Annotated in this window: 12 protein-coding genes and 1 pseudogene; 5 read left to right on the top strand and 8 right to left on the bottom strand. The window is 71.4% G+C overall.

Going from position 1 to position 12,439, the window contains the following annotated elements:
• Window positions 1-26: 26 nt before the first annotated feature.
• From KO353_RS17160 to KO353_RS11360, 3 genes and pseudogenes are all read left to right on the top strand, one after another.
• A pseudogene (locus KO353_RS17160) lies at window positions 27-614 on the top strand (3-keto-5-aminohexanoate cleavage protein); the annotation flags it as partial.
• Window positions 615-648: 34 nt separating this feature from the next.
• The gene (locus KO353_RS17155) at window positions 649-1,062 is read left to right on the top strand and encodes a 3-keto-5-aminohexanoate cleavage protein (RefSeq protein WP_456236911.1); all 414 of its coding nucleotides are present in this window, start codon (window positions 649-651) and stop codon (window positions 1,060-1,062) included.
• A gap of 65 nt (window positions 1,063-1,127) precedes the next feature.
• On the top strand, window positions 1,128-3,284 hold the full coding sequence (locus tag KO353_RS11360; protein WP_218284824.1) for a ComEC/Rec2 family competence protein: 2,157 nt from the start codon (window positions 1,128-1,130) through the stop codon (window positions 3,282-3,284).
• A gap of 3 nt (window positions 3,285-3,287) precedes the next feature.
• On the opposite strand, the gene KO353_RS11355 is transcribed toward KO353_RS11360, so the two are convergent.
• The 5 genes from KO353_RS11355 to KO353_RS11335 form a co-directional block, all read right to left on the bottom strand.
• On the bottom strand, window positions 3,288-3,863 hold the full coding sequence (locus KO353_RS11355; protein ID WP_218284823.1) for a hypothetical protein: 576 nt from the start codon (window positions 3,861-3,863) through the stop codon (window positions 3,288-3,290).
• 159 nt (window positions 3,864-4,022) lie between these two features.
• On the bottom strand, window positions 4,023-5,714 hold the full coding sequence (locus KO353_RS11350) for a caspase family protein (protein ID WP_218284822.1): 1,692 nt from the start codon (window positions 5,712-5,714) through the stop codon (window positions 4,023-4,025).
• Between the two features lie 54 nt (window positions 5,715-5,768).
• Window positions 5,769-6,887, bottom strand: a complete 1,119-nt coding sequence (locus KO353_RS11345; protein WP_268906237.1) for a WD40 repeat domain-containing protein — start codon at window positions 6,885-6,887, stop codon at window positions 5,769-5,771.
• A gap of 92 nt (window positions 6,888-6,979) precedes the next feature.
• On the bottom strand, window positions 6,980-7,642 hold the full coding sequence (locus tag KO353_RS11340) for an SH3 domain-containing protein (protein WP_218284820.1): 663 nt from the start codon (window positions 7,640-7,642) through the stop codon (window positions 6,980-6,982).
• A 36-nt stretch (window positions 7,643-7,678) separates the two neighbouring features.
• Window positions 7,679-7,942, bottom strand: coding sequence for a glycine zipper family protein (locus KO353_RS11335; protein ID WP_218284819.1), 264 nt, complete (start codon window positions 7,940-7,942; stop codon window positions 7,679-7,681).
• A 283-nt stretch (window positions 7,943-8,225) separates the two neighbouring features.
• On the opposite strand from KO353_RS11335, the gene KO353_RS11330 reads away from it, so the two are divergent.
• Window positions 8,226-8,609 carry a c-type cytochrome gene (locus KO353_RS11330; protein ID WP_218284818.1) on the top strand — a complete coding sequence of 128 codons (384 nt, stop codon included), beginning with the start codon at window positions 8,226-8,228 and terminating at the stop codon, window positions 8,607-8,609.
• Window positions 8,610-8,776: 167 nt separating this feature from the next.
• A complete protein-coding gene (locus KO353_RS11325; RefSeq protein ID WP_218284817.1) occupies window positions 8,777-9,031 on the top strand; it encodes a hypothetical protein in 255 nt (84 codons plus the stop codon).
• A 24-nt stretch (window positions 9,032-9,055) separates the two neighbouring features.
• On the opposite strand, the gene KO353_RS11320 is transcribed toward KO353_RS11325, so the two are convergent.
• The 3 genes from KO353_RS11320 to KO353_RS11310 are packed head-to-tail and all read right to left on the bottom strand — an operon-like array spanning window position 9,056 to window position 12,437.
• Window positions 9,056-9,940, bottom strand: a complete 885-nt coding sequence (locus tag KO353_RS11320; protein ID WP_235691815.1) for an ABC transporter permease — start codon at window positions 9,938-9,940, stop codon at window positions 9,056-9,058.
• A complete protein-coding gene (locus KO353_RS11315) occupies window positions 9,933-10,880 on the bottom strand; it encodes an ABC transporter permease (protein ID WP_218284816.1) in 948 nt (315 codons plus the stop codon). Before KO353_RS11315 ends, KO353_RS11320 begins: the two co-directional genes overlap by 8 nt.
• A gap of 39 nt (window positions 10,881-10,919) precedes the next feature.
• Window positions 10,920-12,437: an ABC transporter substrate-binding protein gene (locus KO353_RS11310; protein ID WP_235691814.1), complete on the bottom strand. Its 1,518-nt coding sequence runs from the start codon at window positions 12,435-12,437 to the stop codon at window positions 10,920-10,922.
• Window positions 12,438-12,439: the final 2 nt, after the last annotated feature.

Below are 12,439 nucleotides of genomic sequence, written 5' to 3'. Positions count from 1 at the left end.
GCCGCGGAGGGAGGTCCTGGGTCGTCATGGTGGCGGCAGATATAGCGGGGCGAAGGCCGCTTCGCAGCCTCCGACCCGCCGGCTCGCCGAGACGACGCAGCAGCGAGGGAGGACGCGTCATGGCGGGCGGCAGGCAACGGAGCGCGATCATCACCTGCGCGGTGACCGGCTCGATCCACACGCCCTCGATGTCGCCTCATCTTCCTGTGACGCCGGACGAGATCGCCCGGCAAGCGATCGCCGCCGCCGAGGCCGGCGCCGCCATCCTCCACCTGCACGCCCGCGACCCGGCCGACGGCCGCCCGACCCCCGACCCGGCCCTGTTCATGCAGTTCCTGCCGCGGATCAAGCAGGCAACCGACGCGGTGGTGAACATCACCACCGGCGGCGGCCAGGGGATGAGCCTCGAGGACCGGCTCGCCGGAGCACTCGCCGCGCGGCCCGAAATGTGCAGCCGCAACATGGGCTCGATGAATTTGGGCCTGTTGCCAATGCTGAACCGCTACAGAGAGTTCCGGCATGACTGGGAGCGGAACCATCTCGAGGCCAGCCGCGCCGCCATCTTCCGCAACACGTTTGCGGACATCGAGGAGATCCTTCGCCGGCTCGGCGAGGAAAGCGGCACGCGCTTCGAGTTCGAGTGCTACGATGTGGGGCACCTCTTACACGCTCGCCCACTTCCTCGACCGCGGGCTCGTAACGCCGCCGCTCTTCGTCCAGACGATCTTCGGCGTCCGCGGCGGGATCGGCAGCCACGCCGAGGACCTGCAGCACATGAAGCGCAGGACCGACCGGCTGTTCGGGGACGCCTATCTCTGGTCGGTGCTCGCCGCAGGGGCGCGCCAGATCCCGCTCGTCACCGCCGCGGCGATCCAGGGCGCGCATGTCCGCGTCGGGCTCGAGGACAGTCTCTGGATCGGGCCCGGGGAGCTTGCGAACGGCTACGCCGAGCAGGTGGCGAAGATCGTGCGCATCTTGGGCGAGCTCGGCATGCGCCCCGCCACGCCGGCCGAGGCGCGCGAGCTGCTCGCTCTAAAGGGCGGCGACAAGGTCGCGTTCTGAGCCGCACGACCGTCGCGGCCGCGCTCGGCATGCGCTAGTCTGCGCGCGGAGGTTGCACCACTCCAATGGCTTTCGCCCCGCCTCTCTCCGGGCTCGCGGCGGCTGCCGCCTTCGCCCGTCCCCTGCCCGCCTGGCTCATGCTGGGAGGGGAGGTGCGCACCCTTCTCTGGGTGCCGGTGGCGATGGGGGCGGGGATCGTCGCCTATTTTGCTCTTCCTTCCGAACCGGCGTGGTGGATCGGCGCCACCGTCGCGGCGTCGGCGCTCGTCGTTGCGGTCCTGGTGCGCGCGCTCGCGCTGCCGCGGCTTCTGCTCCTCCTGCTCGCCGCCGCCGGCGCGGGCTTCGCCTGTGCGCAAGCGCGCACCGCCTCTCTCCCCCCGCTCGCTGAGGTGCCAACGCGTGCGGTGGTGGTCACGGCGACGGTCGAGGCGGCCGAGACCCTGCCCGAAGGGCGACGGGTTCGGCTCGGCTCGGTCACGCTTGGGGAGGAGCCGTTCCCGCGCGAGCTCCGCATCCGGCTGCGCGAGAGCGACGAAACCGCTCTTGCGCCGGGGGATCGGGTTCGCCTTCGCGCCCTGTTGCGTCCCCCTGCCCCGCCGGCGGTGCCGGGCGGGTTCGACTTCCAGCGCACCGCCTTCTTCGCTGGCCTCGGCGCGACGGGGGTCGCTCTCGGGCCGGTCGAGGTCCTGTCGCGCGGGGAGGAAGGCGGTGTCGCGCGCATCCTCGCGCGTCTGCGCCAGATCGTGCTCGACCGCATCACCGCGTCCGTTCCGGGGCCGGAAGGGGCGGTCGCGGGCGCGCTTCTGACCGGGGCGCGCGCGGCGATCCCGGAAGCAGACCTCGCGGCGCTGCGCGAGGCGGGGCTCGCGCACCTGCTCGCCGTATCGGGGCTGCATGTCGGGATCGTCGGCGGCGTGGTGTTCGCGGCGCTGCGGCTCCTGTTCGCCGCGACGGCGCTCGCGCTTTACGTCAACGCGAAGAAGCTCGCGGCTCTGGGCGGCATCCTCGCCGCCTTCCTCTACATGCTTCTTACCGGAAGCCAGGTGCCGATGCAGCGGGCGGTGGCGATGGCGGCCCTGTTCGCTCTCGCGGTACTGCTCGACCGGCAGGGGGTCGGGATGCGCGCGCTCGCGCTCGCCGCGATCGTGGTGCTTGCGTTCCAGCCAGAAGCCGTGCTCGGCCCCTCCTTCCAGATGAGCTTCGCGGCCGTGCTTGCGCTGATCGCCGCCTACCAGGCGGGCAGGCCGTGGCTTTCGCGCGTGCGGGCGGCGCGCGGCTGGCCGCTCCGGCTCGCGGCAGGGTTCGCGCTTCTCTGCTTCACCTCGCTCGTCGCCTCCGCCGCCACCGCGCCTTTCGCCGCCTGGCATTTCCAGCGCGTGCAGCTCTACGGCGTCGCCGCGAACGCGATCGCCGTGCCGCTGACCACGGTGGTGGTGATGCCGCTCGGCCTCGTCGGGCTCCTGCTCATGCCCGTCGGTCTCGAGGCGATGGCGCTCGTGCCGATGGGCTGGGCGGTCGAGGTGGTCCTTTGGGCCGCGCGCGAGGTCGCCGCCTGGCCAGGGGCGTCACCGCGGCTCCCCGCCGCTCCGGCCTGGGGCGTGCTCGCAGTGACGGCAGGCCTCCTCTGTCTCTGCCTGCTGCGTGGCCGTGCCGCGCTCGCGGGGCTCGTTCCGCTTCTGGTTGGCCTCGCGAGCCCCTGGGCGGGGGCGCAGCCGGATGTGATCGTGAACCCGACCGCGCGCGTGATCGTGCTCAAGGGAACCGAGGGCTACGCTGCCTTGGTGAGCGGCGCGAGCCGTTTCGAACGCGAGGCGATTGCCGAGCGGCTTGGCCTCGCCGCGCTTCCCCCCCTGCCGGAGGGCGAGGCGGGGTCGCTCGGCTGCACGCGCTTCACCTGCACGCTCTCCGGCCCCGCAGGCCAGATGGTGCTCCTGCTCCGCCCCGGCCCGGAGAAGACCCGGTGCGACACGGCCGCCCTCGTCGTCTCGCCCGAGCCGCTGCGCGGCCGCTGCCGACCGAGCCCGGTGATCGACCGCTTCTCCGTCTGGCGCGACGGCGCGCACGCCGCCTGGTTCACGGCCGACGGCGTGCGCGTCGTCTCCGATCGTTCGCTCCGTGGCGACCGGCCCTGGGTCGCGCCGGTGCCGGAGCGGCGACCGGCGCGCCCCTCACGCCTGCCGCCGGCGCCCGCGCTCGAGCGTCCCGACGCCGAGGAGGAGTGACGCTCAGCCCCGCGTGTCGAGATGGGTGATCACCATGTCCCGGTAGGGCAGGCGAAGCCCCTCGAGGTGACGATGCGTCGCCTTCAGCACCACGCCCGTCTCGACATCGATCCAGTAGCTCGCGATCGCGTGGAAGCCGGTGGGGCCGGAGAGACGCATCGTCCTGTCAAGCCGGACGGCACGGCGCGGGCCGGAGCGAAGCGCCACCGTCTCCTCGTCGCCACGCTCCCAGGTCTCGAGCCAGCTGTCGGTGAACACGTGCTCGCGGATCGTGACGCGCGTGCCGGGACCGCCAGAGAGGAGCTGCGCGAGGGCGGCGCGCGCCTCGTCGAGCTCGGGCCCGATCGGGGCCCAGAAGCCGAACAGGAGCCGGCGCGTCTGCTCGCCGATGCGGACGAGGCAGAGCGCCTCCTCCTCCGGGTCCTCGCCGGCGAAGACGAGGCGCTGCCCGTCCTCGCGGACGGCAATCGTTCCGGGAGAGGGGCAGGGATCGCGGTCGGCACGGGCCGGAGCCACAACCGCATGTGAGGCGACCAGCGCAAGCACCAAAAAGAGGCGGATCGGGAACCGTTCGGGCACGGGGAGTCTCCTTCTTCCAGGTGCGCCCCTCCCGAATGTCCGGCTCGCGGCCGGTGATGCATCCTCCATGCCAGATGTGAAGCTTCCGTGAACATCATGCGTGCGTCTGTTCCGGACGCATGCCCACGCACCTGCGTCCAAGACTGACGCGTGGAGCGGTCAGGGCGAGACGCGGGCGATCGGAAAGCTCCTGAGGTCACGCTGAGCGGTGCGGAACACGGCATCCCGGGCGTGGCCCTTCTCGCGCGCGAGCACGCCGACACGCCGGGAGACGTACTCGCCGAGGGCAAGCGCCGAGACGATACCGCGCTCGTCACGCCCCGCCCTGCCCGTCAGCGCCTTGCGCACCGCGACCGCGAACACCCCGTTGCGGTCGTCATAGCTGTCGAGCGCCTCCTGAACCGAGGTCGAGGCGGTGAGAAGATAACGCCCGGTCTCGTTGCCGACAGAGGCGAGCGCATCGACCGCCACCTGGCCGGCGTAGCAGGTGTCCATGAACAGGAAGCCGTTTCGGGCGCGGATGCGCGAGAGCGCGCCGACGAGCACCTCGTCCGACAGCCCCTGGCGGCGCAGCGCCTCCGAGGAGGAGGCGTCCTCCACATCCTGCGGCAGGAACAGGAAACGCTCGTCCGGCTCGGTCTTGACGCCGTGGCCGGCGAGATAGAGCAGGGACGTGTCCTGCGGCCCGATCTCGCGCGACAGCCGCTCGAGCGCGGCGAGGATCCCCTCCCGGGTCGCCGCCTCGTCGGTGAGCACCGTCACCTCGGCGGAGGCGAACAGCCCGACCGCGCCATCGCGCAGCGCCTGCGCCACGGTGGTCGCGTCGGCGGCGGCGAAGCGCAGGGCGAGCTGCGGGTTGCGGTAGCGGTCCACCCCCACCGCCATGATGAACAGCCGCGCCGCGCGGTCCTCCACCCCGCGGGCGTCGAGGCGCAGCACCGGCGTCTCGGCGAACAGGCGCACGGCCTGGTCCCACGCGCGCGCCTGAAGCGTGTTCACGCCCGGGTCGAGAGCGACGTCGATGCCGATCTCGGCAAGGCCCGCCGGATCGACCCGGCCGACATTCCGCCCGTTGCGGAACACGTCGACCGGTCCGAGGCCCAAGCCCCGATCCTCGAGCCTGAGCCTGATCCGCACCCGGCTGAGACCGTGCGGCTGCGAGGACTCCGCCTCGAGCGCGCGACACTCGCCCGAGACATCGGGGACGCAGAGGCCGGTGACCGTCACGCGCGGCTGGCGCGCGATCACGGCGCGACGGTCGCCGAGCTCGGCGAGGCGGCGCCGGGCCGCCGTCACGTCGCCGGCAAGCCGCGCGCGCACCACCGCCGGCGCATAGAGCGCGCGATAGGCCTGGGTGAAGGAGGCCCAGTCCGGCTGCTCGGCGGCGCGCCGGTTGAGGTGAACGCCCACGAGATGCTGCCCGCCGCCCTCGGCGTGGTCGAAGAACCCCTCGGGCGTGAACAGCGCCCAGCGCGCCCCGTCGGCGTGCACGAACAGGGCGCCGCGCTCGGCGAGCGGCCTCTCGCCGTCAAGGTCGAACCAGCGGAGCGTGCCGTCGCCGAGTGCTGCGACGGCGACAGAGGCGGCCGGGGCGACGGCGAGCGCCCAGGCAGCGCCCGTCACCGCAGCCTCGGGGAGCTGCCGGCCACGCCGGTCGAACAGCCGCAGATGGGTGTCGGTGCCGAGAAGAAGGCGGTCGCCCGCGATCGCCGCACTGCGCGAGATCTCGCCCCGCCCGAGCGCGAGCGCCTGGCCGTTGAGCTTCGGCGCGGGCGAGTCGCGCCAATCCGCGAGCGAAAGCCCAGGCGCGGAGACGGCCGAAGAGGCGACTCCCGCTCCGCTTGCCGGCACTAGAGCGGTTTCCAGATGAGTGGAAACCGCTCTGGCCTTGTCTTGCGAGCATCTTCACGCATACGGCTGTTTCCAGCCGTATGCGATCTGCTCTAGCCCACGCCCGTCGAGCTCGAAGCGAAGCCGCCCCTGCGCCCCGGGCCACTCGATCGTGCGCCCGTCTGCCGAGACGGCGAGACCGCCGCGTGCCTCGCGCGCGTCCGACAACGGCGGGCGCGGCGCGCGGGCCAGCGTGCCATCCGGGCCCACCACGCCCCAGCCTGGGTCGGCAGCGGCAAAGGCTGCCCCGCCCTGGGGCAGCGGCAGGAGATGGAGGATCGAGTCGGGCGAGGCGGCGAGGTCGCGCGCCGGGCCGAGGCCGAAATCGGCCCAGCGGAGGACGATGCCGCGCTGCGGCCCGAACCCGGCGGCAAGCAGCTGCACCCCCCCGCGCCGCTCGGAGGCCCAGGCGACGGCCGGAAGCCAGGCCGCCGGTACGCCCGTGACGTCGGGCGAGAACACGCGCCTCAGCCCGTTCGCCGCGAGCACATCGACCGCCGCGACATTCTCGTAGCCAACCGCGACGAGCGTGCCGTCGGGGGAGACGGCGATGCCGTAGGGGCGCGCCCGCTCGCGCGGCGCCGCTTCGGCGAGCTTGCGTCCATCGGCGGCGTAGGCGCGTACCAGGCCGTCGGCGGCGGTGGTGAAGAAGCGGCCATCGGCGGCGAAGACGACCATCCGCGCCGGTCCGCGATAGGCCCTGTCCTCGGCGATCGCCCGGCCAGTCGCGGCATCCCACAGCCGCACCCCCGTCTGACCGCCGAGCGCCGCGGCACGCGACGTCCCGTCAGCCGAGACGGCGAGATGGTTCACCTGCGCCGGCAGGTTCGGCAGCCGCCCCGTCATGCGTTGCGTGGCCGTATCGAACCAGTAGATCGCGTAGGTCTTGTCCCAGGCGAAGCCGCTGATGCCGCCGGCGAAGGCGACGCGCCCGTCCGGCGAGAGCGCAACCGCGTCGAGCTCCCCCTCCTGCGCCTCGCCGATCGGGACACGCAGCACACCGCGCAGCTCGCCGGACGGCAGGGACCACAGCCGGACGGTCTTGTCGTCGGATGCGGAGGCGAGCACGGTGCCGGCCGAATCGACCGCGAGGCGGTTCACCGGGGCGGAGTGGGCACCCGCCTCGACGCGGATGAAGGCAGTGTCTGGAGGCCCCTGGGCGAAGGCGGCGGCCGAGCAGAGGGCCGCGACCAGCCCGAGTGCCGTTGCGAGTCGGCGAAGCCCGCTCAGGAGGTCAGCTCGAAACCCAACGCGGCCGCCCGTTCGGCCACCTGCACGCTCTGGCTGAAATTGTCGCGCTTGGCGACGTTGGTGGCGGCGAGGGTCTGCACGTCCGTCCCGCCCGAGACGACCGAACGCGGGGTGACGACGCTCGCCGTGCCGATCCGCAGCGTGTCGGCGGGTGCGTAGCCGCGCATGCCAGAGGGCGTCTCGACCAGCGCGAACCCGTCACGCCCGCCGGTGACGGTGACGGTCTCGCGCGGCGCGAGCTGGGCGATCTCGGGCGCGGCCGGGTCGGGGCGGAGGCGCACCGGCGTGGCCCGTGTCGTGACCGCCTGGCGGGCGGCAGGGGCGGCCGCTTTCTGCGCGGCGATCTGGCTCTTGGTGCCGGGCTGAAGATTCTCCGCCGCCGCCTCGAACTCGGCGCCGCGCGTCTCGATCCGGGCGTTGATCTGGCGGGCGAGAGCGATGTCGCGCTCGGTCCAGGCGCGGATCTGCGCCATCCGGGCGCGGCCTTGCTCGAGCGTCAGACGCTTCTCCGCCACGTCGAGGCGAAGCTGCTTGGCCTGGGCGAAGCGGCAGTCTATCAGCGCGTCGAAGGCCTGGAGGGAGCGATCGATCTCTGCGTTCTCGCGGGAGAGGTCGTTCTGCACCCGTGTGGCCAGCACGGCCTGGTCGCGGCTCTGCTGGTTGAGCGCGTACCATTAGCCCGCGGCGGCGCCGGCGATCGCCCCGGTCGCCGCCCCGATCGCCGCACCGCGGACGTTCCCTCCGAGGATCCCGCCGAGGATCGCCCCGCCGGACGCGCCGATGACCGCTCCCTTGATGATGTCCTCGGCGAAGAAATTGCCGCTGCTGTCGAGCGCGACCACGAAGGGGCGGCACTGGTCGGCAGGGTCGGCCGCGCCGATCCTCTGCTCCTGGGTGGTGACGCACCCGCCGAGCAGGGCGACGATCGCGACCGCCAAGACACCTCGACGGAGACCTCCGGCGCGCAACGCCTGGATCGCGCTTTCCTCGCCTCGTTCCGCGGCAGCGCCCGTTGCGCCGCCGACCCGCGCCGCCGTGCCCGACGATCCCGGCGCCAGCGTTTTGGAGGATAGGACAGGTCCCGCCGGCGTGGGAGACCCCGGCTTGGTCGCCGCTGCCCCGATGAGCGGTGTCAGCCGGTCACTCCGCCATTGCCAAGCCGAAAAGCGTCGCAATATTGCCGGAGGGTGATTGAAATCCACACCAGCAAGGGGAGACGACATGTCGCGACTCGGTGTTCCGATGCTGGCCGCAGCCGCGCTCCTTTGGCAGGCTCTGCCCGCGTCGGCGGAGGATGCGGCGGCCGGACAGCGCGTCTTCGCGCAGTGCCGCGCCTGCCACACGGTTGACAAGGGCGGCCGGAACGGCGTGGGGCCAAATCTCTGGGGCATCGTCGGCAGCCCCGCGGGCAAGCGCGAGGGCTTCCGCTACTCCGCGAACATGCAGGAACTTGCCCAGGGCGGGCTGGTGTGGACACGGGAGAACCTCGATAAGTATCTCGAGAACCCGAAATCGCTGGTCCCGCGCGGGTCGATGGCGTTTGCCGGCATCCGCAATCCTGAACAGCGCGCCAATCTCATCGCCTATCTCGAGACGCTGAAGTAGTTCGCCATCGTCCGCGCGACGGTGCCGGAACGGGGCGGGGACCGGAGAGAGCCGCGGTCCCCGCTGCCCTCTGCTGTGGCCCTCCCGCCTCTTTCCGCCCGTCCTGTCAGCCGCTACCGTCCACGCGGCTCCGCTCATGGCCGAACGATCGGGACGGAACACGGGTGATGTCCTCTCCGCTTTACGCAGATGGCGTGACCGACATCAGCATCGTCGGGACGACGGCACGGATACGCTTCCACGTGCTCGAGGCGGATGTCGCCAACCCGAAAAACCCGCCCAAACCCGCGCCTGCCTTCACCGTGGCGATGCCGATCGAAAGCCTCGCCCAGCTCTCCGAGAGCCTGCCCAGGCTCGTGCAGCAGCTCGTTGAGAGCGGCCGGCTGAAGCGTCGCGACCCCGAGCCCGCCAGGACTGGCTGAGGCTGCCCCGGCTCGCCCCCGTCCTTACCGCTGGCGCGGGTCGAGCGCGTCGCGCAGCCCGTCCCCGAGCAGGTTGAACCCGAGCACGACGACGAAGATCGAAAGCCCGGGGAAGATCGCCATCCACGGCGCCTGCTCGATGAAGCGCTGCGCCGTGTTGAGCATGCTTCCCCAGGAGGGCGCCGGCGGCTGCTGGCCCAGGCCCAGGAAGGAAAGCGAAGCCTCGGCGATGATCGCTGAGGCGATCGTGAGCGTGGCCTGCACGAGCAAGGGCGGGACGATGTTGGGCAGGATGTGACGAAGCGCGATCCGCCAGCGCGGATTGCCCAAGCCGCGCGCCGCCTCGACATAATCCTCCACCTTCGCGGCCAATGTCGCGCCGCGAGCGAGCCGGATGAAGATCGGCGCCGCCGAGACGCCGATCGCGATCATCGCGTTCTCGAGCGAGGGGCCGAGGAAGGCCGCAAGCGCGATCGCAAGAATCAGAAACGGGCAGGCGAGCATCGCATCCGCAAGCCGCGAGATCAGGGCATCGACCCAGCCGCCGAGGAAGCCGGCGGCAAGCCCGATCGGCACCCCGACGGCGAGCGCGATCCCGACCGAGATCACGCCAGCGAGCAGGCTCGCCCGCGCTCCCCAGATGATCCGCGAGAGGATGTCACGGCCGTTCTCGTCGGTGCCGAACCAGAACGAGGACGACGGCGGCCGGCGGATCGACGCCCAGTTGGTGCGCGCGGGGTCATAGGGCGAAACGAGCGGGGCGAACACCGCGACAGCGACGAAGACGACCACCACCACAAGCCCGACCATCGCGGCGCGGTGGCGGACGAGGCGCCGCAACGCGCGCCGCGCCGGGCTCTCGCCGCGCAGCGTGGCGAGGCGAGGGGGCATCACCGCTGCGTCAGGCATGCCTCAGCCGAGGGTTGATCAGAACGTAGAGCACATCGGCGACGAGGTTGAGCAGCACGTAGAGGACCGCGGTGACGAGCACCACGCCCTGCACGACCGGATAGTCGCGATTGAATACGGCATCGACGATCAGCTTGCCGAAGCCCGGGATGCTGAACACCTGCTCGGTGAGAACCGCGCCGGACAGCAGCGTGCCGAGCTCGAGCGCGCCGAGCGTCACCACAGGCACGAGCGCGTTACGAAGCGCGTGCTTGAGCACGACGACACGCTCCGCCAACCCCTTGGCGCGGGCGGTGCGCACATAGTCCTCCGCCAAGGCCTGCAGCATCGCCGAGCGCATGTGGCGCATGAACACCGCTGCGATCCCGGAGCCGAGAACGAAGGCGGGCATGATCGTGGTGGCGAGGCTCTGCCGCCAGTCCTCCGAGAGCGGCACATAGCCTGAGGGCGGCAGCCAGCCGAGCTCCACCGAGAACAGGAGGATCAGCATGATGCCGAGCCAGAAGTTCGGCAGGGAAAGGCCCGCGAGCCCGACCGCGTTCGCGCTCCAGTCAAGCGGCGTGTCCTTCCGCACCGCCGAGAGGATGCCCATTGGAATGCCGATCAGAAGGGCGATCACGAATGCCATCAGCCCGAGCTGAAGCGTCACGGGCAGTTTCTGCGCGATCACGGCGGCGATCGGCTCGCGGATACGCCACGAGTAGCCGAGATCGCCCGTGAGCACGCCCTGGAGCCAGAGCGCGTATTGTACGGGAAGCGGCTTGTCGAGATTGAGCTCGGCGCGGATCTGGGCGAGGACCGCAGGGTCGCCGCGCTCCTCCCCGGCGAGGACGAGGGCAGGATCTCCGGGCATCAGCTGCTGCAGCCCGAAGATCAGGACGGAGACGAAGAGAAGGGTGGGGATGGTCTGCCCCACCCTGCGCGCGAGGAAGCCGAGCACCAGAACGCCCTTCCCTCCCCGCCTCCCCCCTCGCCGGCGCTAGTTGGCGAGCCTCAGGTCCCGCACCCGGATCAGCCCGTCGGGCACGGCGACGAAGCCCGAAAGCCGCGCCGTGTGCGCGACGATGTTCTTGCGGTGCCAGAGATAGAGGCGTGAGCGGTCCTCAACCACGGCGATCCGGTACATCTGCTCGTAGAGGGCGATGCGCTTCTCGGGGTCGCTCTCGACCCGGGCGGCGTCGAGCAGGCGGTCGACCTCGGCGTTGCTGTACCTGCCGTCGTTCTGCGGCCCGCGCGAGTGGATGAAGCTCCAGAGATTGCCGTCGGGGTCGGTGCGGCCGGACCAGCCGATGTAGTAGGCCTCGAAGTCGCCGCGGGCGGCCGCCTGGAGCGAGGAGGCGAACTCCATCGCGTTGATCGAGATCTCGAAGCCGGCTTCCGCCGCCATCGCCTGGATCACCTCCCCCACCTGCCGCGCATCGGGAGCGTTCGGAACCGTCAGCACGATCCGAACCGGCGTCTGCACCCCGGCCTCGCGGAGCAGAGCGCGGGCGCGCGCGACGTCACGGGTCGGCGGCGTGAGCGACCGCACGTGGAAGGGCGAGGAGGGCGGCACGGCTTGGGCTGTCGGCGTGAACATGCCGTTGTAGACGACCTGGATGATCGTCGCGCGGTCGATCGCAAGATCGAAGGCCTGGCGGACCTTGGCGTTCTGGCCGAGCGGCGTCTGCGCCCGCGGCCCGTTGCCGACATTGATCGTGATGCCCTGGTAGCCGAGCTCGTCGGACATCGAAAGGCGGAGGCGGGCATTCCGCTGCACGGCCGGAACGTCATTGGGGCTGACGCGCTCGATCAGTTCGAGCGAGCCGGCCTGGAGGTTGGCGAGCCGCACCGTGCTGTCGGGGATCGGCTGGTAGACGATGCGCTGGAGGTGGATCCGGCCGGCGTCCCAGTAGTCGGGGAAGCGCTCGACCACAATCCGGTCCTGCGCCACACGCTCGACGAAGCGGAACGGGCCGGCGCAGACCGGCCGCGTGCCGAACTGCGGCCCCGCCGCCTCCGCCGCCTTCGGGCTCACGATCATGCCGGCGCGGTCGGTCAGCTGCGCGAGGAAGGGCGCGAAGGGCTCCTTGAGCCTGATCCGCACCGTGGTCGGGTTGACCACCTCGACGCTCTCCATCGAGTTGATCTCGCCGCGGCGGAAGCTTCCCTGCATGGTCAGGTGCCGGGTGAGCGAATAGCGCACCGCTTCGGCGTCCATCGTCTCGCCGTCGTGGAACTTCACGCCCTGGCGGATCGTGAGCGTGAGCGTCTTCGGGTCGTCCCAGGTGAAGCCGGTGGCGAGCTGCGGGACGATCCTGAGGTCCTTGTCGATGTCGAACAGCTTGTCGCAGAGCGAGGCGAACACGATCCGCCCGACGAAGGTGCGCGCGAGCGTGGGGTCGAGGATGTCGGGGTCCTCGGCAAGCCCGATGCGCAGGGTCTGCGCTGGCGCGGGCGACGCGGCGAGAGCGGCGACGAGGGCCGCGGCGGCGAGAAGCGTCTTGCGGAACATCATAG

Source organism: Elioraea tepida, from assembly GCF_019203965.1.
In the GTDB taxonomy this organism is placed as follows: domain Bacteria; phylum Pseudomonadota; class Alphaproteobacteria; order Acetobacterales; family Acetobacteraceae; genus Elioraea_A; species Elioraea_A tepida.
This window is presented reverse-complemented; position numbering and strand designations above follow the sequence as displayed.